Raw genomic sequence first — 26,771 nt, forward strand, 5'->3', positions numbered from 1 at the left:
GTGTCCCACAATGACCTCGCCTACGCGGTACGGGACGTATCCAAGGTGTTCTTCGCGGCCAACGGCGCGACCGTTGCGATGGAGCGGGTCTCGTTCGACATCGAACGGGGTTCCTTCGTCTGTGTCCTGGGGCCTTCCGGGTGCGGGAAGTCGACCCTGCTGCGGATCCTCGGATCCCTGGAGGAATCGACCACCGGCCAGACCAACGCCGCATCGACGGACCGGCCCGCTTTCGTGTTCCAGGAGCACGGTGTCTTCCCTTGGTTCAACGTCCTGGACAACGTCGCCTTCGGCCTGCGGATGAACGGTGTGGGCAAACGCGAGCGGAACGCCACCGCCCGGGAATGGATCGACGCCGTCGGCCTCCAAGCCTTCACCACCGCCTATCCCAACAGCCTCTCCGGGGGCATGCGGCAGCGCATCGCCATCGCCCGTGCCTTCGCGACGGGTTCCGAAGTCCTGCTCATGGACGAACCGCTCGGAGCCCTCGACGCCCAGACCCGCCTGTTCATGCAGGAGGAACTCCTCCGGCTGTGGGAGCAGGAGAAGAAGACCGTGGTCCTGGTCACCCATTCCATCGAGGAAGCGCTGGTGCTGGGCGACTGGGTGTTCGTGATGAGTGCACGCCCGGGCCGGATCAAGAGGGTCGTGGACGTGCCCTTCGCGCGCCCGCGCCCTTCCGGGATCGAGGGCACCCAGGAGTTCGCCTCGCTGCGCCAGTCGATCTGGGAGGACCTGCGCGACGAGGTCCAGCTAAGCCAGGAGGCGCAGCAAGCATGAGCCAGTCGACCACGACCCCCGCCCAGGACACCAGCAACGCCGAGGTCGTCGACAGCGCCGCCCGCCGTGAGATGAGGCGCGAGCGCCGGCTGCGGCGCCGCGACATCGCCCTGTCGATCGGTACCCCGGTGGTCCTGCTCCTGGCTTGGGAGGCCGCAGCGCGCACCGGTGTCATCGACGCACGGCTGTTCTCGCCGCCGACGGCGATCTTCGCCAACGCGTGGGCGATGATCCTCAGCGGAGAACTCTGGGAGCACTCCTCGGCGACGATCTACCGGTTCCTGACCGGATACCTCCTCGGCGGTCTGGCGGGAACCTTCGCCGGGATGATCATGGGGATGTCGCGGCCGCTCAACGCCGCGTTCGGACCGATGTTCTCCGCGCTGTACGCGCTTCCCAAGATCGCCATTCTGCCCCTGCTGCTGCTCATCTTCGGTCTGTCGGACCTGCCGCGCATCCTGGCCGTGGCCTTCACGGTGTTCTTCGTCCTACAGATCAACACCCTGGGCGGCATCCGCCAGTTCGACCCCAAGACCATGGAGGCTGCCACCGCCTACGGCGCGGTCGGCTGGAAACGGATGGCGTTCGTCATCTTCCCCGGTGTGCTGCCCTCCATCCTCACCGGCTTCCGAGTCGCGGCCGGCCTGGGCGTCGTGGTGGTCACCGCGGTGGAGTTCGTCGCGTCGAACTCCGGCCTCGGCTACCTGATCTGGAACTCCTGGCAGCTCTTCCAAGCCGGGAACATGTACGTCGGGCTGGTCGCTGTCGCGCTCCTGGGTGCCCTTGCGACGTTCGCCGTCGCCACGGTCGAGTACTTCGCGCTCCCGTGGCGCAGGACCGGGCCGCGGAGGTCGGCCCGATGACCCATCACCCCACACAGCGGAAAGGCTGGTCGGCCACATGAGGAAACACACTTCGGCGGTTGTCGCCGCTGCTTCGGTACTGGTGGTCACTGCGGCGTGCGCGGGCGCCGACGGCGGTGAAGACGGCGACCTGGAGGTCGTCGACGTCATCCACGTACCGTCGACCCTGTTCTCCCCGCTGTACGTGGCCGACGCCCGCGGCTACTTCGCGGACGAGGGACTCGAACTCAGCATGGAGACCGTCCAGGCCGGACAGGACGCCATTCCACTGACCGCCGCCGGACAGGCCGACGTGCTGGTGGCGGGTCTCGGATCAGGCCTGTTCAGCGCCGTCAACGACGATCTGGAGATCAAGGTCGTCGGTTCCATGGGCGGTGGCGGCGGGGAGGAGGACAACTCCCCCAGCGCACTCATGGTGGCCGCGGACCTGGTCGAATCCGGTGAGATCTCGGAGGTCGGCGACCTCGAGGGGCGCACGGTCGCGCTCTCCGGTGACCTCGGCGGGGCCGGCGCCTACCAGTTGGCCACGATCCTGGAACAGGGTGACCTGACCCTGGACGACATCGAGGCCCTCAACGTCGACTTCGGGGACATGGCCGGGGCGCTGGACAGCGGGGGCGCCGATGCCGCACTGCCCCCGGCTCCGTTCACGAGCGCCATGATCGAGGACGGCACGGCGGAACAGTTCGCGCTGCCGCCGGAGGGCACCATCGCGAGCGGGGTCCTCTACGGTGAGCACTTCCTGGAGAGCGATCAGGCCCAACCGTTCTTCGACGCGCTCGTCAGGGCCTCCGCTGACCTGCAGGAGGACCCCTACGACCCGGAGATCCTGGAGGTCCTCGCGGAGGCCACGGAACAGGATATCGAAGTCCTGGAGGAGAGCCCGACCTACGTGTGGTACCCGGACCTGGCCCCCGCGCAGGACCAGCTCGAGGCTCAGCAGGAGGCCTACCGGGAGGCCGGTCTCTTCGACTTCCCCGAATCGGTATCCATCGAGGACCAAGTCGTCGACACCTCGTTCGCCGAGGCTGCCGATGCTGGGGCCGCGCAGGACTGAATCCACGGCCCGCACGTGGCCGTCCCTGAAGGCCGCCGACCGCTCGTCGGCGGCCGCACACCCGCCCGAAGGAGGAACATGCCATGGGTGAGGTTTCGGAGCACGTCGGGCCCGGACTCCTTCCACAGGGAACCGACCTGGATGACGCAGTGGCCTGGATCACCGACGGCTCTGGGGTGGTCGGCTCGGGCGGGTGGACGGTCGAGCTCACGGGCACGGACCGGTTGCGCCGCATGTCAGCGATCTGGCGGAAGGTCAGCGCGGGTGTGCCGGGCCTGACGTGTTTCGTCTCTTCCGTCTTCGACGACGCCTCGGCTACCACGAGCGTGCTGCGCATACCCGCGGAGATCAGGTCCGTAGGCCGCGGGGGCGGTGCATCGCGGACCCAGTACATCGATGCCGAGCGCCTTTGCGCAGCAGCGGCCGCGCACGCCCCGGCCACGGTCTCGGACCGGGTCACACCCTGCCCGCCGAACAGAGGGAGGCTTGGACGCGAGGGCTACACGAGCGCCGTGCGCTCGGCGCTGGAGGCGATCTCCCGCGGCCGCGTGAGCAAGGTGGTGCTGTGCAGGGACGAGTTCGTCGAGGCCGACGAGGCAGCCCGCACGGCCGTGCTGGACCGCTTGGCCCTCGGGTTCCCCACCTGTTGGACGTTCACGATCGGCGGACTGGTCGGAGCGACACCCGAAATGCTCGCCGCTCGCCGTGACGGGAGGGTCAGCTCGCGCGTCCTTGCCGGCAGCCTTCCGCGCGGGCTGAGGCCCGATGCGGAACAGCACCGTCGGCTCACCACTGAAAGCGGCTTCGCCGACGAACACGCCCACGCGGTCCGTTCCGTCATCGACGGCCTGGCCGGAATCGTGGATCTTGAGGACTCTTGCCCTGAACCGTTCGTCCTCGAACTGCCGAACATCCACCACCTCGCCACCGACGTGCGCGGACGGGTACGCGACAGCGCCACCTCCGTACTCGAGCTCACCGGAGCCATCCATCCCACGGCCGCCGTCGCGGGTGTCCCCCGAAGCGCCGCGGTAGACGTCCTCAACCAGCTGGAACCGCACGACCGCGGCCGCTACGCGGGTCCGGTGGGATGGATGGACTCCGAGGGCGACGGACAGATCGGCCTGGCCCTGCGCTGCGGTCGGCAGGAGGCCGACGGTGTGCGCTTGTACGCCGGAGGAGGGATCGTGGCCGGGGCCGACCCCGACGCCGAGTACGCGGAGACGGTAAGCAAGCTCGCCCCCATGCTGCGTGCACTCGACCGGGATACCAACCCTTCCTCAACGCCTGCCCGATACACTACATAGCCGCAGTTCAAAAGGCCCTGCTGTGGTGTGTTCTTGGCTCTCCGGGACTCCCGGATCTGGCTGGGCTGGTCCATGTGCTCAGACTAGGAACCCGAGAGTGCCCGAGGGAGGTCCTGCCAGTACCCGGATGCACGTGATCGCGCTCGCAGAGACCGGACGAAGGAACGGATACAGGTGTCGAGCGCCCACCGGCACCGCACACAGGACGCGGACTACGCACCATCGGGAGTCAGCCCCACGATCCGCAGCCGCCCCGGCTCTGCGCCCGCCCCCTCACCGGACACCACTACGGCACCGGGTGCGGCGTGCAGTGTCAACGCGTCGGCGTCGTCGGCGCTGAACCCCTCAGCGGTTCCGCCTAGGTCGATGACACGGTGTACGCCCGCCGTCCCCCAGTCCGCAACGAACACTCCCGGCGTGGCGGGCTGTGTGCCGGGCCGTTCCCCCACCAGTTCCGCGCCCGTGACACCGGCCACCCCCTCTCCCATGACCGCTGTGCACCCCAAGCTGTAGGCCACCGCGTCGAACGAGCGGACCGTCCCTACCGACGCGGTCCGCTGCTCCCCCGAGTCCAGGGAGGTGAGGGTGAAGCGGATCTCCTCGTCTCCTTGCCCGGCCTCGGCGACGAGCGCACTCCGATCGTTCCACGCGGTGGTCTGGGGGCGGCCGGGTTCCGGGGCGGGCTCAGGCGGGCAGTCGTAGGGCCGGTACGTTCTCAACTCCCTCGGTTCCGGGCTTGTCGGCAGCTCTTCAGCGAGCACGGAACCATCCTCCAGGTCCAACGCGACCGCCGGGACCTCGTTCTCGCCATCGCCGCCGGGGTACGCGTGCACGATCCCCACCAGCCCGTCGGAAGCCGTGTCCACGCCGACCACGGGCTCCCGGGAATCATGGGACCACAGCTCCTCCCCGTTCTCGGCGTCGAAGGCGACCAGGCGCGACTCGCCCACACCGTCCTCGTACCGGCAGGACTGCCCTGCCAGGATCCTGTCCTTCGTGGTGGCCAGCAGCTCGGTGTCAGGCGAGGTGGGCCTGCCCTCCCCGCCGTCGGGGTCGGGGGCGTAGGGTCGCTCGCACGGCTCCACCTGGGGTCCCTCCCAGAGCTGGTCCCGGGTGTCGAGGCCGTAGGCGCGGACGGTGTAGGGATTGGCCTCCGACTCGGTGACGTACGTGCCCCTGGTCAGCTCCCGGCTCTGCACGAAGCCCCCTACCTGGTCTTCGCCTATGGACCGGAAGTGGTCGGACCGGATCTCTCCGGTGTCCGTGTCCAGTGCCAGCAAGCGCTCGCCCAGGTCACCCCACCGCCGTTCGGAGAAGGACACCGCGACAAGGCTTCCGTCGGCAGAGACCCCGCGGGACATGAGCCCTGACTCCGGGCGCAGCCGCCAGCGCTCGTCACCGTCGGTGGAATCCAGGGCGTACAGGCCGCGGGCGTCGATGACGAGGACTCCCGTGGGGACCGGGACGACCTCCGCGTTTCCTTCGGCGGTTCCCTCGACCGGGTGGTCCCACACCCACCCGACCCCGGTGACGGTGTCGGGCACGGTGCGGTCCGTGCCCGGTGCTGCCGTGGTGTGATCGGGGTCCGGGGACGATTGGGTCAGCGGGTGCACCACCAGCGCGAGCACCACGACGGCGAGGAGCGCGGAAACCCCCAGGAAGACCTTCCGCACCGACCACTCGCCCAACGTCATCCGCACCCGCGCGAGCGCACGGGTCACTGGACCGGTCACCGCTCCGTCCTCCTGTTCCCTCTCCGGCACGGTCTCCTCCATGTGCGGCCCACCGGACGGGGGCGCCGTCCCGGAACGCGACCGCGCCGATCGTGCTCTTCGAGACTCTCTGTCGGGACGCTTTCGGTTTCACCGGACCGCCGCGGCTCGGCACGAGAACGTGCTTTTCCGGCAAGACGGCCGCGTGGACGCCGAAACGGGGAACGCGCTCAGCACGGTGCGATCGATGTCCACTACTCGGGGGGAAGCTCCATCCTGTGCATCCTGCGGGAAGACGCATCTGCGTGCCAGACCCGCACCCAAGTGCTCAAGACGGCTAGTTGGGTCCCTGCCGGTCTACTCGGTCTCGGCGGCGGCGAGGAAGCGGGCGAAGGCCTGTTCATCGCCCTTGACGTCGAGGGTCTGGGTTCCGGTGCGGCGCCACAGGGCGAGCAGCAGGTCGGAGGCGGTGCCCTCGGCGGAGGATCCGGCGGTCTCCTCGGTTCGGCTCACCCTCCAGTGCTGGCCGGTGTGGTCGACCGACCACACGTGGCCGGTGTCGGTGGCGCGCAGCAGCACGCGGCCGACCGGCCCCACCGGCTGCTTCGGCAGGTCCAAGAGCTCGGCGAGGCCGAGGAAGAAGGCGAGGAACTCGTCCACGCCGTCGGCGGCGACGTCGGCGGGTACCGGCTCGGGGCTGCCGACCGCGTTGAGGCAGTCCCAGGCGTGCACGGCGGTCTCCTGGGCCATGCGTCTGAGGATGAAGGCGCCGTCCTTCTGCGGCGCCCAGGTCCAGCGGGCCTCGTCCGGATCGACTTCGGAGAGCACGGCGATGGTCTGGGCGAGGCCGTCCCGGAACCAGCCCAGGACATCCTCGTCCTCGGGCCGCTCGGGCCCGACGTAGCCGTCGTTGGGGTCGCGCACCTCACCGGAGGCGATGGCCCGCCAGAAGTGGTGGACCTCGCCGGTATGCCACACCAGGTCGGCCACGTTCCACTCGGGGCAGGTGGGAACGTGGGCGTGGAGGCGCCCCTCGGCCGCGTCGGCCAGTGTGGTCCCGCTCTCGCGGAGTGCGGTGAGGTATCGGGGGGTGTCCATTCTCGGGACGTTAGCACCCCGCAACGACAAAAGCCCGGATTTCACCGGCGGGGCCGGTTCAGGACACCTGCCCGCAGAGGGTGTCCAGGTCATCGGGCCTTCGTAGTGCATGATGCGGAGTGTTGGCCCTGCTGGCGCGGACTACCGTGTGCGAAGAGCCTGCACGAGAGTCGGACTCACGCCCCGGACACACGCTCCCGGTTTGGAGGGACCACCATGGGCCAGACGACGGACACCGGACCGGGTGCCGGGGAACTCAGCGAAATCGTCGACGGGGTCTACGCGTGGGTGCAGCCCGACGGGACCTGGTGGGTGAACAACGCGGGCGCGGTCGCCGGGGAGGACGGGCTGCTCGTGGTGGACACCTGCGCGAGCGCGACCCGCACCCGGCTGTTCCTGGACGCGCTCAGCACCGCCACGGGCAGGGCGCCGATCCGGTGGGCGGTCAACACCCACCAGCACGGAGACCACACCCACGGCAACAGCCTGCTCCCCGCCTCCGCGGTACTCATCGGCCAGACCGCCATGCGCGAGGCGCTCAGCGAGGACCCCCTGCTCGAGAACGTCCCCCCGTTCTGGGATCCCGTCCCCGACTGGGGCGACGTCACCCGCAGGCTGCCGTCGATCACCCTCGACCGCGGGCTCACCCTCCACTTGGGCGGGCGGCGCGTCGACCTGAGCCACCCCGGCTACACCGCGCACACCCCCGGCGACGTCGTGGCATGGCTCCCCGAGGAACGGGTGCTGTTCACCGGCGACCTGCTGTTCCACGGGCTGACCCCGCTGGTGTTCATGGGCTCGCTCGACGGGGCGCTGCGCTCCTTGGAGTGGGTGCGCTCCTTCGCCCCGGACCACGTGGTGCCCGGCCACGGGCCGGTGTTCGGGGGCTCGGCGATGGACGGGGTCCTGGCCGCGCACGAGCGCTACTACCGTTTCGTCCTGGCGACCGCGGGGGACGCGGTCCGGGAGGGTCGTACCCCGTTGGAGGCCGCGCGCGCCGTCGACCTCGGTGAGTTCCATGGCTGGTCCGACGCCGAGAGGATCGTCCTGAACCTCCACCGCGCCCACGCCGACCTCACCGGTGGGCCGATGGACCTGGTCCAAGCCCTCTCGGACGCGGTCCAGTGGAACGGCGGCCCCCTGCCCACCAGCCTGTGACCCGAAAGCCCACGGCCCTGGCGCGTGCGCCCCTATCTTCGGTTCTTCGGTCTACTCCGGCACGGTGATCCGGATCTTCGACTGGCCGTGGGGGCGCTTCTCCCAGTCGTCCATGAAGCGCGCACTCAGGCCGTACTTCTCCGCGAGGGCAATGAGGGTATCGGTGCGGTAGTAGAAATCCTCCCGCAGCACGTGGTGCTCGTTGCCCTCGGTGCGGTCGAACGTGAAGTCGAAGAAGCCGCCAGGAGCGAGCACCCGGCCCACGTTGGCGAAGCACTCCTCGATCACTTCCAGGGGGGAGTGCGAGAAGACGCTGTGCGCGTGCACGACGTCGAACCTTCCCTCGGGCAGGAAGTCGAACGTGAGGTCCTGGGTGATGGTCAGGTGCGGGAGCTTCTCCTGGAGTCCGCGCTCGGCGAGGACCTTCTTGCCCGCGACCAGGATGTCCGGGGAGATGTCGATCCCGTAGTAGTTGCCCTCGTGCAGGTAGTCGATGAAGCGCCAACCGGCCCTCAGGTTGCCGCAGCCGATGTCGAGCATCCGGTGCTCCGGCTTGAGCCCGTGCTCGGTGAGGTAGTCGAACTGCATCTGCCCGAGGGCGAGCCACCGCTTCTCGTTGCGGCTGCCGACCGCCTGCTTGGGGTCGCGGGCGGCGTCGGAGGCCATCACCGCGCGGTAGTAGGAGACGTGGTCGCGGTGGGTGAACCGCAGCAGCAGATCGCGCCCTGATCGCAGCAGATACGGCCCGATGCGGCTGGGGTGCCGCAGCGCGTACCGGATCCGGTGTCCCAGAGAGGATCGGTCCGTGTTGAGAGATTCCATGGTCTGCTTCGGCATCGGTCGCCCGTGTTCCCTATGTGTCAGTGGAGAGGCGGTGGCATCCCACCACGGGTGGTCTCTTTCGCCAAGGGGACCATACACCGTGGCGGGGGCCGTATCCGGCCACCCATGCCGCCCCTCGGCCCCAGGGTCTCACGCTCCGCCGCGCCCTCGTCAGAGGTTCGCGGGAACCGTCGTCGCGCGAACAACGGAAAGCACCGTGCCCGCGTGCCCATGACTCCCACTGTGCCCGCCCAGGGGCAGGCGGTGCCGGAGAACGAGCCAGGGCATGGGCGCCACACGCCCGAGGCACATCATGCCTGCTTTGAGTGAAATCGCCGTAAACATGCGCCAAGCGTTCACTGCTCAGCTGAGTTGTCCCGCTTGGGGTGTTTCGCTGTGTCCAAGAGCAAAAACCGCGGAGTTGGGGGCACGATGGCAGAGGAGAGCGCGGAACTGCGCCACGCCAGACCACGCGGGCCACGGAGCAACTGGGTCCCTCTGGGGGTCAGCGTCGTGGTGGTCGCGGTACTCACCGGCGGGTGGGCGGCGGTGAACGCGGCGCTACCGGCCACCGAGACCATGACCAGCGGCCACAGCATGACGCTCGGGGCCGGTGAGGGGTACGAGGCGTCGGTGACCTTCGACGAAGGCTGGGAGCTCGACAAGGGGGCCAGTTCCCAGGGCCAGCAGTACCTCTTCACCAAGGGGCCGGTGAACCTCCACATGGCCGTGGTGCACCCGCCTCAGCGGGCCACTGCCACCGACCTGTGGGACGGGATGCGCGACACCGTCCGGGTCGACGACGCCGGGGCCAGACTGGACGATCCCGAGCCGATCACCTCCGACCGGGGCGCGGAAGGACTCACCGGCGACCTGCACATCCACCGGCACACCGGCACCGCGACGGTCTTTCCCGCACCGAGCGGGGACTTCGCGGTGGAGGCACAAGCCGTCGGCGCCGACGCCAGTCCGGCCGAGCTGGCCGACGCGGAGAACCTGGTCGAGTCGATCACGTTCGACCGGACGCGGGGAGGCAACACATGAGCCACGCACGACCCGAACCACACGTTCCATCGACCGCGAGCGGCCGGGTTCCCACACCGCGCGACTCCGACCAGGGCAGCGAGGGCACCGGGCGCCTCCACGGCCCGGCGGAGGAGGCGCCACCAGGTGCGCGGCACCTGCCGAGCCTGGCCGCCATGCTGCTCTTCGGCCTGTTGTGCCTGGGCGGGTTCGGCTTCACCCTGATGAACTTCGCCGGGGCGATGCTGGTCTTCCCCGTCGAGGCGGTGGTGGCGGCGCTCCTGCTCACGCTGCTGGGCGTGCTCGGGTTCTGGGTACTGCGCCGGATCCGCCCGGTGCGGTCACCGGGCCTCACGTTCTCCATCCTGGCCCTGCTCTGGGGCATGACCGGGGCCGTGGGTCTGGCCCTCTTCGCCAACAGCAACCTGCTGTCGGCGTGGTCCAGGGCGGGCGGCTTGGAGTTCGGCACCGCTTGGGGCGCGGCACTGACCGCCCCCGTCAACGAGGAACTGCTCAAGGTGCTGGGGGTCGTCCTGATCGCGGTCATGGCTCCGCGGGTGGTACGCGGACCCGTCGACGGTTTCGTGATCGGCTCGTTGGTGGGCCTGGGGTTCCAGCTCGTGGAGAACTTCACCTACGCGCTCAACGCGATCTCGATGGGGGGCGGCACCGGGGGGATGGCCTCGGTCTTGGAGACCCTCTTCGTCCGGGTCGGCCTCACCGGGCTGGGCTCGCACTGGGCGATGTCGGCCTTGGCCGGTACCGCGATCGGTCTGCTGGCCGCCACCGCCTGGCGACCGGGCGGGCGGCGGGCGGCCGGGGCCGCGCTACTGCTGCTGTTGGCGATGGGCCTGCACTGGCTCTTCGACGCGCCGATCGCCGACCACCCCGTCGGTATGGCGGCCAAGACACTGCTGGTGTTCCTCGCCGCGGTCACCGTCTACTTCGCGGTGCGGCACACCTACCGGCGCCGGGTCCGGCAGGACCTGGCCGCGCAGGGTGAGGACCTGGGTATCCGGCGCTCGTCCGCGATGGCCCTGGCCAACCGGCACGGACGCCGCAGGGAGCTGGGGCACGTGGCCCACCCGGAGCGCCCCGCCGTCCGCGCCCGTCAGGAGCAGATGGTGGCACTGGCCGAGGACCGGGCGGCCGAGGGCCAACCCTGACGCGAGGAGCCCGGCGCACGGCGCTGCGGCTCCGCGGAAGCACGGAGAGGCAGAGGCACAGAGACACGTGGAGACAGGGAGCCCTCGGAGCGCGAGCCCCGAGGGCTCCGGCGCGTCCGCCCCCGGGCGCGCTGGGCCGCCGCACTGGTTGCGCGGTTTCCCTCCTGTGCGCGGAAGCGCCCTCGTAGCCTGGACTCCGCACTCCCCCAGGGAAGGACAGCACGATGTCCGTGCACGGCACCCCGGACCCGCACGAGATCCAGGTCCCGTTCGGTACCCGCCTCAAGATGAACCGCACCAGGCGCGGCATGACGCGCGAGGTTCTGGGCGGCCTGGTGGGCCGTTCGGCCTCGTGGGTCAAGGCCGTGGAGACCGGCCGACTCGGCACACCCAAACTCCCGATCCTGCTCCGGCTGGTCGAAGCACTGCGCATCCGCGACCTCGCCGACCTCACCGGTGAGCAGTCGGTGCCCGTGGAACTGTTCAGCGGACCGGGACACGCCCTGCTGCCACGGGTGCGCGACGCGGTGAACGCCCTGCCGGTCGACGACGACCGGCCCGCCCCTCCCCCGGCGCACCTGCGTGCCCGGCTGGCCCGTGCCTGGAAAGCCCGGCACTCCGCGCCCAACCACCGGGAGGTGGTGGGCCGGCTGCTCCCCGTGCTGTTCCAGGACGCGCAAGGGGCGGTTCGGCAGGCCGAGAGCGCGGCCGCGCGGGCGGAGGCGCAGTCGGTGCTGTCGGAGGTGTGTTCGCTGGCGCAGTTCTTCATCGCCTACCAACCCGCGCAGAGCCTGCTGTGGCGGGTGGCCGAACGCGGCATGGTCGCCGCGCAGGAGGCCGGAGACCCGCACGCCCTGGGGGTGGCCTCCTGGCTCCTGGCTCAGGCGCACCGGGACGCGGGCGACTGGGAGGCCGCCGACGCGGTCACCGAAGACGCCAGCCGCCACCTCGTCCGGCACCTACCGGACGGGCACCGCCGTGTGTTGGCGGTCTGGGGCGCACTGCGGTTCGAGGCGGGCTACACGGCGGCGCGGCGCGGGGAGGCGGGTTCGGCGTGGCGGCACTGGGACACCGCACGCCGAGCGGCCGAGCGGCTACCAGCTGCGTACTACCATCCGATGACCTCGTTCTCCCGGCCGGTCATGGGGGCGCACGCGGTGACCGTGGCCGTGGAGCTGCGCAACGGCGGCGAAGGGATAAGGCAGGCCGAAAGGGCACCGGCCGAGGCGATCCCGTCCCGGCCGCGCAGGGCGCGGCACCGGATCGAACAGGCACGCGCCTGCTACTTGGCGGGCCACCCGGAGGAGGCGTTGCTCGTGCTGGAAGAAGCGCACGAAGCCGCCCCGGAGACGGTTCGGTACAACGGTTTCGCCCGCCGGATGGTGATGGAGGAGCTGGAGTCACGCGAGTCGCGGCGCCGACGCCGCGCGAGTGACCTGTCCGCGCAGATCGGACTGCTGTCCTGACCGGAACACCGGGACTGGTTACATTCTGTACCCCTTGAACGCGAAGCCTCACTTAGCGTGATCCAATGTCAGAGCCCCGGGCTGTTCAAGGGGGTGTGCCCGGGGTCCGTTCAACTGTCTGGGGGGCGCCGTGGGCGACGCCGCCACCATCGAGGCCGAGGACCGGTCGGCCCTGAAGGCCTGGGCCCGGGCCAGGCAGGTACCCGTCGTCCAGGTGGCCGAGAACTGGTGGTCCATCACCTACCAAGCCGAGGCGGACCTGCCCGGCGGCAGCCGGGTCCGGTGCCGCTTCCGCTACGTGATACCTCGCGAGGCCGCTCACCGCAGGTGGAAGCGCACGTACGTGGTCGGCCTCGTGCACACCGACGGCCGTGCCCGGTGCCACCACGTGCGCCAGGTGATCCCGGTCGGTGACACCGAGGACGAGGCCAGCCACCGGGCCGAACTCATCGCCTCCGCATTGGTCGCCACCGAGCGCAAGGCGGACTGTGGCGCGAGCGTCACCAACTTGGAGGCCTACGTGGTGGAACGGGCCACCCTGTGGAAACCGCGCGTGGCCAGGTATTGAGCCGCTCGGCGTCAAGGTTTCGGGCGGGACTCACATCTCGAAGACCAGGCAGGTGGACGACGCGGTGGCGACCACCTTGCCCGCGGCGTCGCGGATCTCCCCTTCGGCAAAGGCCACGCGGCGGCCGGGCTTGGTCACCCAGCCCTTGGCGGCCAGGGGCGTACCAGCGAACACCGGCCGCAGGTAGTTGACCTTGATCTCCACCGACGTGTAGCCCACGCCGGCCAGGAGGGTGGTCTGCACGGCGCAGCCCACCGCGGAGTCGAGCAGGGTGCACATCAGGCCGCCGTGTACGGCGCCCATCGGGTTGCAGGCGGACTCGTCCGGTGTGCCCTCGAAGCGCGTCCGGCCCTCGCTGACCTCAGTGAGCGTGAAGTCCATGAGGGATGCGATGGGCGCCCCGGGGATCTCGCCGCGCAGGAGGGCCTCCATGTGCTCGAGCCCGGTGAGGCCTTCGCGGCCGTCCACCGTGAGCTTGGGGTCGTTCCAGGTGATCGTCTTGCTGCGCGGTTCGCCCCACGACTCCGCTGCGGCAGTGTTCTGGTTCTCCATACCGGGCACACTACAGGGTGAGTTTGATTTCCAAACTATTGCCCCCGTGCCATGCTGGAGGCATGCAGCATCCCGAGGGCACGCAGCAACCACCACCGGCCGTCACCGTCCCCGGACGGCCCTGTTCCGCGGCGGCCGCCCTGCAGCTCGTGGGTGAGAAGTGGTCCCTGCTCGTCGTCCGCGAACTCCTCTTCGGCGTCCGCCGGTTCGACGCGATCGCCCGCAACACCGGAGCGCCCCGAGACCGCCTCACAGCCCGCCTGCGCGCCCTGCAGGAGGCCAATATCGTCCGGCGCGAGGCCTACCAGGAGCGCCCGGCACGGTACGAGTACCACCTGACCAAGGCCGGGCGGGACCTGGCCCCGGTCCTGTTCGCCCTGTTCTCCTGGGGCGACAAGTGGCTGTTCGACGAGCCGCCCGCCGTTCTGCACCACCGCGGACCCGACGGCCGCGAACACCCCATGGCACAGGCCTCCCCACCCGTCTGCCCCACCTGTCGGGAACACGTCCGCTTCCAGGACGTCGTCCCCCGACGCACGGACCACTGAAGCGGGGTGCCTGAGGCGGGTCAGTTCCTCAGGGGCGCCTTGTTTCTTCGGGCACCCGGTTCCGGGGCCCGCCCTCAGGCCTCCGGGACGCCCTCGGGAGGCTGGACCACGCAGAACTCGTTGCCCTCCGGGTCGGCGAGCACCGACAGCACATGGCCGTCCTCCTCAAAGGCCGTGGTCAGGATCCGGGCGCCCAGACCGACCAGCCGCTCGGCCTCCGCCGCCTGGTCGGAGACGAGCAGGTCCAAGTGCATCCGGTTCTTCCCGGGCCGCGGTTCGGGCACCCACTGGAGGATGAGGTCCGGGCGGCGCCCCTCCGGGTCCCGGAGCGCCCGGTACGTGGGGTGCTCCCCCGCCTCGCGCTCGAACGACAGTGCCGCCGACCAGAACGTCGCCAGCGTGTCCAGGTCGTTGGTGTCGAGTACGCAGACCATCCGCATGTCAGTCCTCCTCGCCCTGCCCGGAGCCGCGACCGGGCGGATTACGGTTCCCCGGAGCAGCCTACGCTCGACGGGCGCGATCGGGAGGACCGTGCGCACGAGCCCCTGGGCATGTCGGCGCCCGGGAAATCCTCTTTGGCCGCGGCCAGGCCGACCGTAGAGTGACAGCGTGAGAGGACTGGACGGCGCACGAACCGCGATCTTGGTGGAGGGCGACAGCGACCGGGCCGCACTGGCGGCGCTCGCCGCCCGGACGAGCCTTGACCTGGACGCACGGCGCACGGTGATCGTGTCCATGGGCGGGGCTACCAACATCAACCGCTTCGTGGAACGCCTCGGTCCCCACGGGCGAGGGCTGCGCCTCGCCGGCCTGTGCGACGTCGGCGAGGAGCACCATGTCCGCCGCGCCCTCGCCCGTTCCGGCCTCGGCTCCGAACTGGAACCTCAAGGGTTCCACGTGTGCGTCGCAGACCTGGAGGACGAACTCATCCGCGCGCTCGGTATCCAGGGGGTTGAACAGGTGGTTGCGGACCAGGACGAGTCGCGCGCCCTGCACACGTTCCGGAACCAGCCCGCGCAGCGCGGCCGCCCGGACGACCAGCAGCTCCGCCGTTTCCTGGGCACGACCAGCGGGCGCAAGATCCGTTACGGCCGGTTGCTCGTCGAAGCCCTGGAACCCGCCCGTACCCCAGAACCCCTCGAGCTCGCCCTTTCCCACGCGTAATGGGCCGGATCCCCACGCGCAGAGGGCCGAAGCCGACGGGTCCGCCGAGAAAACCGTGCAGATCCGCGATCGGATCTCCCCAAACCTGTTGCGAGACAGACACTCACTACTACGTTGGGAACATGCCCACGCTACGGCGACGCCTGCTCCAGGTACTCACCAAGTTCAACATCAACGTGCACGACCTCGGCCCCGGCGCGGTCGTCCTCGAACGCCGCGGCGACTACCGGGTGACAGCGGCCGGCAACCGGTCCTGGAAGGTCGCCAGAGGCGATACCCCCCGCCGCCCCCGCAAGGCGACCGGCGACCGAGAACGCGTGCCCTTCGGCCCCGGGGCGACGCTCTCCGTGGACACCGACCTGTCGGTGGAGGACGAGCTGGCGATGCACAAGCGGGCGCAGAACTACCTGGGCGCCCGGCACATCGCCTCGCTGATCCGCCACGCCGGAGTGAACTGCGTCTTCGACGTCGGCGCCAACGTCGGCCAGTACGGCAAACAGCTGCGCGCGCACGGCTACGAGGGCCGCATCGTCTCCTTCGAACCGGTCGAGGCCATGGCCGACAAGCTGCGGCAGGTCGCCGAGAACGACCCCGACTGGCACGTCCACCCGATCGCCCTGGGGCGGGAGGACTGCACGGACACCATCAACGTCGTGCAGGGGTCCATGAGTTCGCTGCTGGACCCCACCGATTTCGGCAACACCCGCTATAAGCGCTTCAAGAAGACCGAGAGCCAGAAGATCACCCTCCGCCGCCTCGACAGGCTCCTGGACGAGGCCCTCGCCGGGATCGAGAACCCCCGCCCCTACCTGAAGCTCGACACCCAGGGCTTCGACCTCGAGGCCTACACGGGCGCGGGCGAGCGGATCAGGGAGTTCGTGGGGATGCAGTCCGAGGTGGCCCTCATGCAGATCTACGAGGGCATGCCCCGCATGGACGAGTCGATCCGCACCTACGAGGCGGACGGGTTCGAGGTCACCGGCATGTACCCGGTGACCCGTGAGGACGCCACCGGCCGGGTGCTGGAGTTCGACTGCGTGATGGTGCGCGCCGACGCCCTGCCCGCCCCGGAGTGAACCGCCACCGCCCCGCGGGGCGGTGGCGCGTCAGCACTTGAGCTCCCGGAAGTGCGGGGTCGCGGCCGTGGCGAGGGTGCCCTCCCACAGCCGGATCGCGTCCTCGTACGCGGGCACCGCAGTGAGGACGGGTCCGAAGCAGGATCGCTGGGCGCCCTGCGACGTGGTGATCGCCAGTACCGGGGTGCCGATCTCGGCGTCGATGCGGTCCACACCGTCTTGGTGGGAGGCGCGTAGCGCGTCGTCGTAGTCGCTGGTCTCGGCGGCAGCGGCGAGCCCGGGTGACAGCCCGCAGCGCCGGAGGGCCCCGGCGAAGTCACCGATGACGACGTCGAACGCGGCGGGACTTCCGTGTTCGCCCTGTTCGAACACGGTGTAGGCCACCCTCGAAGATCCGCGTACGGACCGCCGACGCGGCCCGGCGCCCCGGCGGTCAGGCCGAAGCCACCCCCTGAGGCGCCAGGGAAGGGATGCTCAAGCGGGCAGTTCACCGCCGGGGATGTCGAGGCGGCCGATCGAGAGCACGTACGGCTCAGGGTCGGGCTTGCGGGCGGCGGTAAAGAACACGTGGAGCATGCCGTCGTCGCCCGCGACCGCTGCCGGCGCATAGATGGCTCCTGCGTACCACTCCGGAGCGCTGTCGCCGGAGAGGATCTGCTTCGGCTCAGCACTCCAGTCGCCGCGCCGTCCGGAAGGGCGGCCCGCGGTCAGCGCCCACAGCCCCTGCGGCGGATAACCGTGTTCGTCATACATGTTCGGAGCGCTGGCGACCACCATGGCGTACCGGTCCCCGGTGCGTGCGACGACGGCGTCGTGGTGGTGCAGGTCGTCGTCGAGGACCACCGTTGGCGTACTCCAATCCGTGAGACCGTCGTCGCTGTCGACGTATTCGATACGACTGTCCGGTTGAACGCCCCTATCGATCTCCTTGGGCGTGGTCACGTACCAGATGCGCCACCGTCCCTCCCAGAAACCGGCCTTCGGCTCGAGGACGTCGGGCCGCTCGGGTGTGCCGGTGATGAGCGGCTCGTCCCGGGCAATCCAGCCGGTGGCCGTGCGTTCCAGTACACCGATGGCGAGCTCGCGGTCCATACCCTCGCCGTAGCGCGTGCGGGCGCGGCTGGCCGTGTAGTAGACGCGTTCCGCGGTGGCGCCCGTGTGGGGATCGGTGCCGCGCACGTAGCTGGGTGTGTGCATCCATTCGTTCCAGCGCCCGGGTTCGGTGTGCTCGATCAGCGGGAGCGCGCGGGCAGGGTAGGCCGGGTCGGTGGTGATCGTCCAGTCTGCACTGGTCACAGGGGCGCCCGGCGGGAGGGTCGCGCTGAACAGGTTGACTTTCTCGTCGGTGTGCGCGGCACCGAAGAACATCCACCAGCGGTCGTCGATCCAGTGGATATCGGGATCTCCTGCGGCGAGGAGGTTGGTGACCGGGCCGTAGCCCGTGGCCGCGTCGAAGATCCGCGTCGGCTCACTCTCGGGTTTCGGATTTCCTGTGATGTCCATGAGCAAAACCTAAAACCTGAACTTTAATTTAGGTCAATGCCTCTGCCAGGGGCGGTCACCCGCAGAAGTCCGCCCGCACGGCCCCGGCCCGCCCCCACCCCCCGGAACTCCACGGTCGGCTCGGGGGCTGGTAGAGGTCACCGTTGCCTCGACCTCGACCGCAAGCGTTGGTCTGATCCACGAAGCCCGCGCCTTGGCGGAACCCGGCCTCCCTAGCGGCAGGCAAGCGTATCCGCGCTCCGGAGTCAGTGCTTGTGGTGCCGAGCACGCACCAGCAACACGACCAAGTCCGGCTGGAGCATAAAGTCCGTTGGTTCCGTACACCCTTCGGGCCTTTGTTCTCGGCGGGAGTGTATGATCTTTATCAGACTTATTTTCCGGAACTGGCAAGGTGCACGCATGGCAATGTTGAGAACCCTGGACCGGGGACTGGAAGCCATCAACGTCATCTCACGCGCCAGTAATGGGATAACCGTTCAGGACCTTGCCAACGCTCTCGATATCCACCGGGCAGCCGCGTATCGCATCCTCGAGACACTGGAAAGCCGCCAGTTCGCACAGAGGGGGACTGACGGCTGTTATCGCCTCGGCTCCGGTATTCTTGCGGTCAGCCACAGGTTCATGTCCCAGTTCCGTGTCGTATCCCAGCCGATTATTCAGGACCTCGCAAACGAGGTGGGAATGACGGCATTCATCGCAGTCGAGGACGCGGGGCAGGCGCTGGCACTGGCTGTCGCGGAGCCCGTCGCGATCGAGTCTCTGGGCATCCGGTTCCAGGTTGGTTTTCGCCACCCCTTGCAAAGAGGGGCGGACGGTATAGCAATCCTTGCGCAGCGGCCGGCACGGCCGGGGGAACCCCCCGCTGTCGAAACCGCCCGCAAGCGCGGTTACTCCGTGACCTCCGGCGAGAACCAGCCGGGAGCTGCGGGGATGGCAGTCGGCCTCGGGGACTTCGAGACCCTTCAGGTCGAAGCGTCCGTTGGTGTTATTCGCCTCGGAGGGCTGCAGGACCTCCGGTCCGAAGATATCCTCCCTCATCTCGACGGAGTGCGTAACACCCTGCGAAAAATGCTGACGAAATCCTGATCGGCACTCGGATAACGCGCTGACCGGTCTCGGCGCACAACGTGCGGCCGATCGAGCCCCCCACACGGGGAGGGCCCCGGTGCGCCTGGGGGCGGGTTCTAGGGGCCGGCCGGCCCGCCAGTCACCCGCGTCCTGCGCCGCCGTCGACGGCCCGGTCGGCCCGCGGCGCCAATCCGCGTGTGTTCCCACCGACCGCGGCGATCGAGCTGCCCGCCGAACCACACGCCGGCGCGCCCCTCCTCCGAACACCTGCGGTCCACCCGCGTCAGACCCCGATCGCTCGCCCACGCAACCGCCCTACCAGGGGTGTTGCTGTGGCCGGCGGTCGACCGGACGCCCTCCACCCCTTGTGCGCCGAATGTGATCCACGCTACGTTGTGCGATAAATGTGAAGTGATGCGCGATACGTGGAAGACAAGGTGCGGGCATGGGCTCTGTCCAGCGAGAAGCCGACGCAGGGCGTGCAGGGGTGCCTTCCAGCTGTCCCCTCACTTCGGAGCGGGCTGCCGCGTTCGATCCGTTCAGTGACAGCTACCAGCAGGATCCCCCGGCGTACGTCGCCTGGTCACGGGAAGAGGAGCCCGTCTTCTACAGCCCCCGACTGGGCTACTGGGTGGTCACGCGGTACGAGGACATCAAGGCGATCTTCCGCGACAACGAGACCTTCTCACCGTCGGTGGCGCTGGAGAAGATCACTCCCACGTCCGATGCGGCCAACGATGTGCTGGCCTCGTACGACTACGGCATGAAGCGGACGCTGGTCAACGAGGACGAGCCGGACCATATGGCTCGTCGACGGGCGCTGATGGGGCCCTTCGACACCGAGCATCTCGCCCAGCGCGAGTCGATGGTTCGCAGCCTGACTCGTGAGTACGTCGACGCGTTCATCGACGACGGCAAGGCGGACCTGGTCGACCAGATGTTCTGGGAGATCCCCCTCACGGTCGCCTTGGACTTTCTCGGCGTCCCCGACAAGGACAGGCCGACGCTCCGCCGCTACTCGATCGCCCACACGGTCAACACCTGGGGGCGGCCGGAGCCGAAGGAGCAGATCGCGGTCGCCCACGCCGTCGGAAATTTCTGGCAGTACTCCGGTCGGGTTCTGGAGCACATGCGCCGTCATCCCGATGAGGACGGCTGGATGCAGTACGGCGTTCGCATGCAGAAGGAGATGCCGGACGTCGTCACCGATTCCTACCTGCATTCGATGATGATGGCGGGGATCGTCGCGGCGCACGAAACCACCGCCAACGCGACCGCGAACGCGGTGAAGCTCCTGTTGGAAAACCGGCACACCTGGAAGGAGATCTGCCAGAACCCGTCGCTGATACCGAACGCGGCGGAGGAGTGCCTACGCCACAACGGCTCGCAGGCGGCCTGGCGTCGCATCACGACTCGCGACACGGTCGTGGGAGGCGTCGAGGTTCCTGAGGGATCGCGGATCCTGATGGTTTCGTCCTCGGGAAACCATGATCCGCGTCGGTTCGAGGATCCAGCGTTGGTCGACATTTACCGTGACGAGTCGAACGAGCACCTGACCTTCGGATACGGGGCGCACCAGTGCTTGGGGAAGAACCTGGCCCGGATGGAGATGCAGGTCTTCCTCGAGGAGCTCACCAAAAGGATTCCGCACATGCGGCTGGCCGACCAAGAGTTCACGTATGTGCCGAACACGTCGTTTCGTGGGCCGGAGCACCTGTGGGTGGAGTGGAACCCCGAGGAGAACCCCGAGCGGAGGGATCCCCGTGTCCTCGACCCGAAGCTCGAGCTCAATATCGGAGAGCCCACGGAAGGGCACCAGAGCCGGCCGATGCGCGTCGACCGCATCACTGACGTGGCGGACGGAGTACGGCACATTCGGCTGTCGAGTGCTGACGGGTCCCCGTTGCCGCGATTCACACCGGGTGCCCACGTGAGCATCGCTTGCGGGGATACCGGGTTGGTTCGTCAGTACTCGCTGTGCGGCCCGCGCGATGCCGGGCCCTCCGAAGGCGGATGCCCCGTGCGCACCGGCCGCCCGCAGTGGTACGAGATCGCGGTCCGGCTTGAAGAGGGGTCCCGAGGCGGCTCCCGCTGGGTACACGAGACCCTCTCCGAGGGCGATGTCATCGCCGTCCGCGGACCCCGGAACCACTTCCGCCTCCCCGATGCCCCTGCACGGCTCCTCCTCATCGCCGGAGGCATCGGCATCACCCCCATCCGGGCGATGGCCGACTGGGCCTGCGAGCAAGGCGTCCCCTACGAACTCCACTACCTGGGCCGGCGGCGGGAAAGCATGGCGTTCCTGCAGGAGCTGCAGGCCGAGCACGGAGACCGCGTTCATGTCCACTGCGCGGACGACGGCGGCCGTGCCGACCTGGCGGGGCTGCTGGGCTCGGTCGACACGGAGGCAAGGTCCGGAGCCCTGCATGTCTATGCCTGCGGACCACAGCGGATGATCGACGCGCTGGAGACGGCCAGCGCGGACTGGCCGGAGGGGGCCTTCACCGTCGAGCACTTCGCCTCGCCGGTCGGTCGCCTGGATCCGGAGAAGGAGCACGGGTTCGACCTCGTGCTCGAGAATTCCGCCCGCGAGGTGAGGGTCCCTCGGGACAAGACAGTCCTTCAGGCGTTGCGTGAGGCCGGATACCGGATTCCTTCCAATTGTGAGGAAGGGCTCTGCGGGACCTGCGAAATCCCTGTTCTTGACGGCAGGATCGACCATCGCGATGTTGTCCTCACCCCGGCTGAACGGCGCCGCGGGGGCCGAATGATGGCATGCTGCTCGCGATCGCACGAAAAACGTATCGTGCTCGGCATGTAACACGTTCCCTCGATTTCCCCCCAATCTGAGGCCTGCCGTACCAGGCAGTGCAGAAATGAAGGAATTATGGCACTCGGCCTGACAGGAATCACTCTTTCACTTATCCTTTTGATCACCCTGGCTTATCGGGGACATTCGGTGATCGCGGTCGCACCGCTGGCCGCACTGGTGGCCATCCTCTTCGCGGGAGCGCCGGTACTGGCGACCTATACCCAAGTCTTCATGCCGGCGATGGGCGGGTTCATCACGAACTTCTTCCCGCTGTTCCTGACCGGGGCGGTCTTCGGAAAGCTCATGTCGCTCAGCGGCTTCGCACAGCACCTCGCCGACTGGATTTCCCGGCTCATCGGGGCCAAGAGGGCGATCCTGGTTACCGTCCTGGCGACCGCGCTGCTCACCTACGGAGGTGTGAGCGCCTGGGTCGTCGTCTTCAGCATCTTCCCGATCGCCATGGCTCTTTTCGAGAAGGCCGACATTCCGCGTCGGCTGATGCCGGCGGCCATCGCTCTGGGGATCTTCACCTTCGCGACGGCGGCACTTCCGGGTTCGCCACAGATCCACAACACGATCCCGACTCTCTACTTCGGCACCAACACGTTCGCTGCCCCGTTCCTCAGTGTTATCGCCGGCGCCGTAGTCTTCACCCTCGGCCTGGCGTGGCTGAACTGGCGCAAGGGCAAGCTACAGGCGTCCGGGGAGTCTTTCACCGACATGACCGACGCCGAGCGCAGAACCGGTGGCTCCGGAACCGTCAAAAGTGGCCTAACAGGCCCGAACAGCCCCGGCGGAGCCACCGGTTCCACTAGCGGGAGCGCAAGCCCTCAGGCAACACTCACTGAGCAAAGGCCCGAGACCACACAACCGGTGCGCGGTGGGACAGCTCTGCTGGGAGTCCTCGGACTCATCCCCGTACTGGTCGTGGTCCTGACCAATGCTTTGATGACCTACGCGATCCTCCCCGCAATGGACACGGGCTACCTCGCCGAGGACGCGTACGGCGCCACCGACATCACCAGCGTGGCCGGCCTGTGGTCGGTGACGACCGGAATGGTCGTGGGCATCGTCTCGATCCTCGTCCTGAAGTTCGCTTCGATCCGCGAGTTGGTCAGCGGCATCTCTGAAGGTGCGAAGAACGCGGTGCTTCCCGCCGCCACCACGGCGAGCGAAATCGGTTACGGCGCGGTCATTGCCTCTCTCGCGGCCTTCATGGTGATTCGGGACGGGATCTTCGCGATCAGCGAGAACGCGCTCATCACTTCCATCCTGTCGACCTCCGGAATCACCGCCATCACAGGATCCGCGTCCGGGGGGTTGACGATCTCGCTGGAGACTTTCGGTGAGGAACTCCGCGTGCTCGCCGAGGATCAGGGGATCAGCATGGAGGTGATGCACCGGGCGACCGCTATGGCCTCGACGGGGCTGGACTCGTTGCCGCACAACGGGGCGATCATCACTCTGCTGCTGGTCTGCGGGCTGTCCCACCGTGAGTCCTACAAGGACATCGGCGTCGTCACTGTCATCGTCCCCGTCGTCGGCGTAGCGGTGACGGCCGCACTCGGGCTCTTCTTCGGCGCCTTCTGAGGACATCGGCGAGGCGCCCCGGTCACCCCAGCGGCGGCGCGGAAAGGGGCCCACCGAATGGTAGACCCCTTCATTGCCTGCAACTGCTGTGCCGGAGCGGCGGCTGGCACTACTCGATGGTGACCAGGGCGCGGTAGGTGACCGCGCCGGCCAGGCCGTCGACGCAGTCCTGCTGGCTGATGGAGAGCTCGGGGCAGACCTCGTTGGCCTGGAAGTCCTCCACGGCCTCCTCGGTCACGGGGCCGTACTGTCCGTCGGGCTCGTCCTCGTTCAGGTAGCCGTGGTCGATCAGCATGTACTGGACGCTCGCCACACCCTCGCCGCTGTCACCCTGAGTGTAGAAGTCGCGGCCGTCACCGGGGCCTTAGTCGAAGGCCGCGCCCCCGAACTGGCCCTCGGAGAAGTAGCCCCACATCTCTTCGTGGATGTGGCCGTGGTCGCCCATCCCGTTGTCCTGCTGGTACTGCTCGATCGCCTCGGACAGCTCCACGTCGAGCTCCTCGGTCGGGTCGTGGGGCCAGTAGGGGTCACCGTCGTCGTCGAACTCGACGGTCAGGTAGTTGGAGACGACCCAGACGTTGGCGTGGGTGTCCCCGACCCCGTGCTCGGGCCAGGGGCGCTCCATGATCTCCGGGGCGTCGGCCGGGTCGATCGGCCGGTCCTCGGCTGCGGCGGCGTTGGCACTGAACAGGCCCGCGCCGACGAGTGCGGCGGTGGCCACGGCGACACCGGAGACCTTGGCGGTGATGCTGAACGAACGCATGTGTACTTCCCCCATAGCGTTGTCGGTCGTTCACTTGCACCCGGTGTGACCCGCGCCTCCCACGCATCGTTCACCTGCGATTTCACCCTGACCGCATGCGGACGTGTTCGCGGTCACACGTCAACCTGAGGGGTGTTCCGGTGTCCGCGCGGGCGGAGGAAGGGTGTGTTCGGGCCGGGTTCCGGGGCCGCTGTCGGAAGGGGGTCAGACGTCGCGGGGGGCGGTCATCAGCAGCAGTCCGCACCGGGTGCAGCACAGGGCACGGATGAAGCGGTGTTCGCGCCCCATGCGCTGGGCGTTTCCGAACAGGCCGACGTTGATCTCGCCGGCCACCCAGCGCACCTTGCCTTGGGCGACGTCGTCGATGAAGCCTTCCTCGAAACTGGTGGAGCCACAGGTACAGGTCGGTGTCGTCATCCGACTAACGTAGTGCCGCCGATCGGGCTCCAGGCAGAGATGGCGGACCTTCGCCCCCACGGGTTGGGCTGGACGGCCGAAGTGACCGCACTGACCCGGCCCCAGGTGGCGAAAGACGCACGGAAGAGCTCCGACCCAGGGCCATTCTTCAATGCTTTCGGTGGCTGAGGTGACTGAGGTGGATGCCTTTTTGACTGGGGCCCCCTTTAAGCCTAACCTGTTCTTTTGAGTGAGTTTTCCCTGTTTTGGTTGAGGTTCCCTTTCGGCCTGGGATTCCCTCCTTTCCCGCCGCCCGATTGTGGCCGTCTCCGCTACGCGCGTCAAGGTCGTCGCCATCGAGCGCTTCGCGCATCAAAGGCGCTCCACCTTGACACGCTCCGCTCCGACGGCGGGTTGGCGGCTATGGAAAAGAGGGGGCGCGTGGTTGAGGTCCGAGCCATTCCGGGCTTCGCCCGAAAAGCTCATTCTGTCGGCCTGGCGGCCGATGCCTGCCACGCCGCCAGAGCGCTGACGGGTCGGGTGTCACGGCCGGTCAAGGCGTGCGGCGGACCCCGAACAGCACGGCCTTCGGCCGGGTGGGCCACTCCGCCGGAGCCTACCGGTTACGGGTGTCACGGCCGGTCAATGCGGGAGGCGAAAACCCCGATGATCTTGCCCCTGTCTCCACCCTCGGCCGTCGAGAGTGGAGACAGGGGCAAGATCACCACCATTCTGGTGTACATATGCCCGCTTTGCCCGGGAATGTGAACAGGGTCGGGCCCCTTTTTCTGGAAGGCTTCTATTTGGGAAACAGAAAGCCGGGTCAGGGTGGCCGGGTAAGTGTTTTGTCACCCCCAAGATAGGTCCTTTCTGCGCCCTTCTTGATATCCTTATTGGTATGACTTCTTCTTTCGGGCAGTGCGGGAACACGGCGGGCAATATGCCCGCCGCGGCCGCCATGGGTGCTGCCCGGGGAAAGATCGCTTCGGAAATGGGCGAGGTGCCTCCGGCGGGTGCGGCTGGTGAGGTCCTGGATGTGATCTCGCAGGTGTGCGAGGACATGGAGCAGGCCCAGCTGGCGATGCTGCTGCGTCTGGCCCAGCTGGAGGCGGCCGGCACGTTGTTGGAGGCGGGTGGGCAGAGGTCGGTGCAGAACTGGCTGATCCACTCGGTGGGGATGGTCCCCGTTGAGGCCAACGGGCGCGCCGAGCTGGCCCGCCGGCTCTTCGCCCTGGAGCTTCCCGCCACCCGGGAAGGCTTGGACTCTGGGTTGTTGTCGATCGGGGAGGCGGTGGCGGTGTGCCGGGCCGCTGAGCGGGCGGTCAAGGCGCGCAACACCGGCCGCCACCCCGATGCCGGGGAGTTTCGGCGGATGATGGAGGCCGGGATCGTGGCCGCCAAGGCCAAGGAGCCGGCGATGTCGACCTCCCACATCGCCCGGCTGGGTAGGGAGCTGTTGGCCCAGTACAACCCCGCTGTGGTGGAAGAGCAGTACCAGGCTGCCTTCGATGCGCGTGGTGCGCGCCTGGTGCGTACCTTTGATGCGACCTTCATGGTCGAGCTGTGGGGTCCGAGTGAGCACGCCGAGGAGATCCAGCGTGAGCTCAAGGCCCACGAGGTGGACTATGACCCCGAGAGGCTGCACGTGTCGGCCTCGGAGCGGATGTATGACGCGTTCATGAACCTGGTCCGCTCCGCCCACAACCCCACCGGGGACGCTGAGGGTGCCGAAGGTGCCCAGGGCGGGGACGCTGAGGGTGCCGAGGCCGGTACCGGGGAGGGCAAGGGCGGCAAGGGCGGCACGGGGCGGAAGCGTTCCGCGGTGGCGATGATCAACATCATGGTGCCTCTGCCCACCTTCCTGGGCCTCCAGGGTGAGGGTGCGGGTCCGGCGGTGACGCAGGATGGGCAGGTGGTCTCCATGGCCGCGATCCGTGCCCTGGCCCCCCACAGTGTGCTGCGTCGGATGATCACCTCCCCTGAGGGTGACCGGGTGTTGGATGTGGGCCGTACCCAGCGCAACGCCACGGGTGCTGTGCGGGATGCGGGGATGTTCGGGCACACCACCTGCGCCTGGTACCAGGGGTGCAACACCCCGGCCAGCGACTCCGAGGCCGACCACAAGCAGAGCTTCTCGGCCGGCGGGTCCACCAGCGCGGGTCGGGTAGCCCGGGGCATCGCAGCCCCGGGCCCCCACAGATCGGAGCGTGACAGTCTCCCGTCACTCCGCTCTTACCATCCAGCCGTGTTGAAGCGGTGAGTCCATGCCCAGTGCGCGA

26 protein-coding genes are annotated in these 26,771 nt (G+C 68.5%); 16 read left to right on the plus strand and 10 right to left on the minus strand.

Annotated features, from left to right (window positions below; translation table 11 throughout):
- From ACYVDG_RS26950 to ACYVDG_RS26965, 4 genes are all read left to right on the plus strand, one after another.
- The gene (locus tag ACYVDG_RS26950; RefSeq protein ID WP_460759773.1) at positions 1-780 is read left to right on the plus strand and encodes an ABC transporter ATP-binding protein; all 780 of its coding nucleotides are present in this window, start codon (positions 1-3) and stop codon (positions 778-780) included.
- Complete coding sequence (locus ACYVDG_RS26955; RefSeq protein WP_460759779.1) at positions 777-1,643, plus strand: ABC transporter permease; 867 nt, start codon at positions 777-779, stop codon at positions 1,641-1,643. Before ACYVDG_RS26950 ends, ACYVDG_RS26955 begins: the two co-directional genes overlap by 4 nt.
- A 37-nt stretch (positions 1,644-1,680) precedes the next feature.
- The gene (locus ACYVDG_RS26960) at positions 1,681-2,700 is read left to right on the plus strand and encodes an ABC transporter substrate-binding protein (RefSeq protein WP_460759784.1); all 1,020 of its coding nucleotides are present in this window, start codon (positions 1,681-1,683) and stop codon (positions 2,698-2,700) included.
- Between the two features lie 83 nt (positions 2,701-2,783).
- Entirely contained in the window at positions 2,784-4,007 is a 1,224-nt protein-coding gene (locus tag ACYVDG_RS26965) for an isochorismate synthase (RefSeq protein ID WP_460759789.1), read from the plus strand.
- A 212-nt stretch (positions 4,008-4,219) separates the two neighbouring features.
- Here the strand turns inward: ACYVDG_RS26965 and ACYVDG_RS26970 are convergent, their stop codons facing one another.
- Both ACYVDG_RS26970 and ACYVDG_RS26975 read right to left on the minus strand, forming a co-directional pair.
- Positions 4,220-5,770, minus strand: coding sequence for an outer membrane protein assembly factor BamB family protein (locus ACYVDG_RS26970; RefSeq protein ID WP_460759792.1), 1,551 nt, complete (start codon positions 5,768-5,770; stop codon positions 4,220-4,222).
- A 306-nt stretch (positions 5,771-6,076) separates the two neighbouring features.
- Positions 6,077-6,817 (minus strand): maleylpyruvate isomerase family mycothiol-dependent enzyme, encoded by a 741-nt coding sequence (locus ACYVDG_RS26975; protein ID WP_460759796.1) that lies wholly within the window; start codon positions 6,815-6,817, stop codon positions 6,077-6,079.
- Between the two features lie 216 nt (positions 6,818-7,033).
- Between ACYVDG_RS26975 and ACYVDG_RS26980 the strand changes: the two genes are divergently transcribed.
- Positions 7,034-7,975 carry an MBL fold metallo-hydrolase gene (locus ACYVDG_RS26980; RefSeq protein WP_460759800.1) on the plus strand — a complete coding sequence of 314 codons (942 nt, stop codon included), beginning with the start codon at positions 7,034-7,036 and terminating at the stop codon, positions 7,973-7,975.
- Between the two features lie 51 nt (positions 7,976-8,026).
- Here the strand turns inward: ACYVDG_RS26980 and ACYVDG_RS26985 are convergent, their stop codons facing one another.
- A complete protein-coding gene (locus ACYVDG_RS26985) occupies positions 8,027-8,812 on the minus strand; it encodes a class I SAM-dependent methyltransferase (RefSeq protein WP_460759806.1) in 786 nt (261 codons plus the stop codon).
- A 417-nt stretch (positions 8,813-9,229) separates the two neighbouring features.
- On the opposite strand from ACYVDG_RS26985, the gene ACYVDG_RS26990 reads away from it, so the two are divergent.
- From ACYVDG_RS26990 to ACYVDG_RS27005, 4 genes are all read left to right on the plus strand, one after another.
- Positions 9,230-9,841 carry a hypothetical protein gene (locus ACYVDG_RS26990; RefSeq protein ID WP_460759811.1) on the plus strand — a complete coding sequence of 204 codons (612 nt, stop codon included), beginning with the start codon at positions 9,230-9,232 and terminating at the stop codon, positions 9,839-9,841.
- The gene (locus ACYVDG_RS26995; RefSeq protein ID WP_460759817.1) at positions 9,838-10,986 is read left to right on the plus strand and encodes a PrsW family intramembrane metalloprotease; all 1,149 of its coding nucleotides are present in this window, start codon (positions 9,838-9,840) and stop codon (positions 10,984-10,986) included. The genes ACYVDG_RS26990 and ACYVDG_RS26995 overlap by 4 nt, the downstream gene beginning before the upstream one ends.
- A 224-nt stretch (positions 10,987-11,210) precedes the next feature.
- Positions 11,211-12,452, plus strand: coding sequence for a helix-turn-helix domain-containing protein (locus ACYVDG_RS27000; RefSeq protein ID WP_460759822.1), 1,242 nt, complete (start codon positions 11,211-11,213; stop codon positions 12,450-12,452).
- A 130-nt stretch (positions 12,453-12,582) separates the two neighbouring features.
- On the plus strand, positions 12,583-13,020 hold the full coding sequence (locus tag ACYVDG_RS27005) for a hypothetical protein (RefSeq protein WP_460759827.1): 438 nt from the start codon (positions 12,583-12,585) through the stop codon (positions 13,018-13,020).
- A gap of 30 nt (positions 13,021-13,050) precedes the next feature.
- Here ACYVDG_RS27005 and ACYVDG_RS27010 read toward each other — a convergent pair whose 3' ends face one another.
- Positions 13,051-13,572 (minus strand): PaaI family thioesterase, encoded by a 522-nt coding sequence (locus ACYVDG_RS27010; protein WP_460759830.1) that lies wholly within the window; start codon positions 13,570-13,572, stop codon positions 13,051-13,053.
- A 62-nt stretch (positions 13,573-13,634) separates the two neighbouring features.
- Between ACYVDG_RS27010 and ACYVDG_RS27015 the strand changes: the two genes are divergently transcribed.
- Positions 13,635-14,120, plus strand: coding sequence for a winged helix-turn-helix transcriptional regulator (locus ACYVDG_RS27015; protein ID WP_460759836.1), 486 nt, complete (start codon positions 13,635-13,637; stop codon positions 14,118-14,120).
- 74 nt (positions 14,121-14,194) lie between these two features.
- Here the strand turns inward: ACYVDG_RS27015 and ACYVDG_RS27020 are convergent, their stop codons facing one another.
- Positions 14,195-14,560, minus strand: coding sequence for a VOC family protein (locus ACYVDG_RS27020; protein ID WP_460759841.1), 366 nt, complete (start codon positions 14,558-14,560; stop codon positions 14,195-14,197).
- Positions 14,561-14,729: 169 nt separating this feature from the next.
- Between ACYVDG_RS27020 and ACYVDG_RS27025 the strand changes: the two genes are divergently transcribed.
- The gene (locus tag ACYVDG_RS27025) at positions 14,730-15,284 is read left to right on the plus strand and encodes a TOPRIM nucleotidyl transferase/hydrolase domain-containing protein (RefSeq protein ID WP_460759845.1); all 555 of its coding nucleotides are present in this window, start codon (positions 14,730-14,732) and stop codon (positions 15,282-15,284) included.
- A gap of 122 nt (positions 15,285-15,406) precedes the next feature.
- A complete protein-coding gene (locus ACYVDG_RS27030; protein WP_460759850.1) occupies positions 15,407-16,360 on the plus strand; it encodes an FkbM family methyltransferase in 954 nt (317 codons plus the stop codon).
- A gap of 30 nt (positions 16,361-16,390) precedes the next feature.
- Here the strand turns inward: ACYVDG_RS27030 and ACYVDG_RS27035 are convergent, their stop codons facing one another.
- Positions 16,391-16,744, minus strand: a complete 354-nt coding sequence (locus ACYVDG_RS27035; RefSeq protein ID WP_460759854.1) for a mycothiol-dependent nitroreductase Rv2466c family protein — start codon at positions 16,742-16,744, stop codon at positions 16,391-16,393.
- A 90-nt stretch (positions 16,745-16,834) separates the two neighbouring features.
- Entirely contained in the window at positions 16,835-17,863 is a 1,029-nt protein-coding gene (locus ACYVDG_RS27040) for a hypothetical protein (RefSeq protein ID WP_460759859.1), read from the minus strand.
- 399 nt (positions 17,864-18,262) lie between these two features.
- Between ACYVDG_RS27040 and ACYVDG_RS27045 the strand changes: the two genes are divergently transcribed.
- From ACYVDG_RS27045 to ACYVDG_RS27055, 3 genes are all read left to right on the plus strand, one after another.
- Positions 18,263-18,949 (plus strand): IclR family transcriptional regulator, encoded by a 687-nt coding sequence (locus tag ACYVDG_RS27045; RefSeq protein WP_460759862.1) that lies wholly within the window; start codon positions 18,263-18,265, stop codon positions 18,947-18,949.
- 427 nt (positions 18,950-19,376) lie between these two features.
- Positions 19,377-21,752 (plus strand): cytochrome P450, encoded by a 2,376-nt coding sequence (locus ACYVDG_RS27050; RefSeq protein ID WP_460759866.1) that lies wholly within the window; start codon positions 19,377-19,379, stop codon positions 21,750-21,752.
- A 138-nt stretch (positions 21,753-21,890) separates the two neighbouring features.
- Positions 21,891-23,333: a GntP family permease gene (locus ACYVDG_RS27055; protein ID WP_460759869.1), complete on the plus strand. Its 1,443-nt coding sequence runs from the start codon at positions 21,891-21,893 to the stop codon at positions 23,331-23,333.
- Positions 23,334-23,442: 109 nt separating this feature from the next.
- Here ACYVDG_RS27055 and ACYVDG_RS27060 read toward each other — a convergent pair whose 3' ends face one another.
- The 3 genes from ACYVDG_RS27060 to ACYVDG_RS27070 form a co-directional block, all read right to left on the minus strand.
- Positions 23,443-23,646, minus strand: coding sequence for a peptidoglycan-binding domain-containing protein (locus ACYVDG_RS27060; RefSeq protein ID WP_460759875.1), 204 nt, complete (start codon positions 23,644-23,646; stop codon positions 23,443-23,445).
- 51 nt (positions 23,647-23,697) lie between these two features.
- Positions 23,698-24,096: a hypothetical protein gene (locus tag ACYVDG_RS27065; protein ID WP_460759880.1), complete on the minus strand. Its 399-nt coding sequence runs from the start codon at positions 24,094-24,096 to the stop codon at positions 23,698-23,700.
- Between the two features lie 204 nt (positions 24,097-24,300).
- The gene (locus ACYVDG_RS27070) at positions 24,301-24,513 is read right to left on the minus strand and encodes a hypothetical protein (protein ID WP_460759883.1); all 213 of its coding nucleotides are present in this window, start codon (positions 24,511-24,513) and stop codon (positions 24,301-24,303) included.
- Between the two features lie 877 nt (positions 24,514-25,390).
- Here ACYVDG_RS27070 and ACYVDG_RS27075 point away from each other — a divergent pair.
- A complete protein-coding gene (locus ACYVDG_RS27075) occupies positions 25,391-26,752 on the plus strand; it encodes an HNH endonuclease signature motif containing protein (RefSeq protein WP_460759888.1) in 1,362 nt (453 codons plus the stop codon).
- The last annotated feature ends 19 nt before the right edge of the window (positions 26,753-26,771 follow it).

The sequence above is a fragment of the Nocardiopsis oceani genome (assembly GCF_054777395.1).

Coding starts and splice junctions, on each gene's coding strand:
- ACYVDG_RS27065 (WP_460759880.1), bottom strand. CDS start 24,096: ATGCGTTCGTTCAGCATCACCGCCAAGGTCTCCGGTGTCGCCGTGGCC.
- ACYVDG_RS26995 (WP_460759817.1), top strand. CDS start 9,838: ATGAGCCACGCACGACCCGAACCACACGTTCCATCGACCGCGAGCGGC.
- ACYVDG_RS27070 (WP_460759883.1), bottom strand. CDS start 24,513: ATGACGACACCGACCTGTACCTGTGGCTCCACCAGTTTCGAGGAAGGC.
- ACYVDG_RS26955 (WP_460759779.1), top strand. CDS start 777: ATGAGCCAGTCGACCACGACCCCCGCCCAGGACACCAGCAACGCCGAG.
- ACYVDG_RS27075 (WP_460759888.1), top strand. CDS start 25,391: ATGACTTCTTCTTTCGGGCAGTGCGGGAACACGGCGGGCAATATGCCC.
- ACYVDG_RS27030 (WP_460759850.1), top strand. CDS start 15,407: ATGCCCACGCTACGGCGACGCCTGCTCCAGGTACTCACCAAGTTCAAC.
- ACYVDG_RS27000 (WP_460759822.1), top strand. CDS start 11,211: ATGTCCGTGCACGGCACCCCGGACCCGCACGAGATCCAGGTCCCGTTC.
- ACYVDG_RS27045 (WP_460759862.1), top strand. CDS start 18,263: ATGGCAATGTTGAGAACCCTGGACCGGGGACTGGAAGCCATCAACGTC.
- ACYVDG_RS27020 (WP_460759841.1), bottom strand. CDS start 14,560: ATGCGGATGGTCTGCGTACTCGACACCAACGACCTGGACACGCTGGCG.
- ACYVDG_RS27050 (WP_460759866.1), top strand. CDS start 19,377: ATGGGCTCTGTCCAGCGAGAAGCCGACGCAGGGCGTGCAGGGGTGCCT.
- ACYVDG_RS26975 (WP_460759796.1), bottom strand. CDS start 6,817: ATGGACACCCCCCGATACCTCACCGCACTCCGCGAGAGCGGGACCACA.
- ACYVDG_RS26980 (WP_460759800.1), top strand. CDS start 7,034: ATGGGCCAGACGACGGACACCGGACCGGGTGCCGGGGAACTCAGCGAA.
- ACYVDG_RS27015 (WP_460759836.1), top strand. CDS start 13,635: ATGCAGCATCCCGAGGGCACGCAGCAACCACCACCGGCCGTCACCGTC.
- ACYVDG_RS26990 (WP_460759811.1), top strand. CDS start 9,230: ATGGCAGAGGAGAGCGCGGAACTGCGCCACGCCAGACCACGCGGGCCA.
- ACYVDG_RS26965 (WP_460759789.1), top strand. CDS start 2,784: ATGGGTGAGGTTTCGGAGCACGTCGGGCCCGGACTCCTTCCACAGGGA.
- ACYVDG_RS27040 (WP_460759859.1), bottom strand. CDS start 17,863: ATGGACATCACAGGAAATCCGAAACCCGAGAGTGAGCCGACGCGGATC.
- ACYVDG_RS26985 (WP_460759806.1), bottom strand. CDS start 8,812: ATGCCGAAGCAGACCATGGAATCTCTCAACACGGACCGATCCTCTCTG.
- ACYVDG_RS27010 (WP_460759830.1), bottom strand. CDS start 13,572: ATGGAGAACCAGAACACTGCCGCAGCGGAGTCGTGGGGCGAACCGCGC.
- ACYVDG_RS26960 (WP_460759784.1), top strand. CDS start 1,681: ATGAGGAAACACACTTCGGCGGTTGTCGCCGCTGCTTCGGTACTGGTG.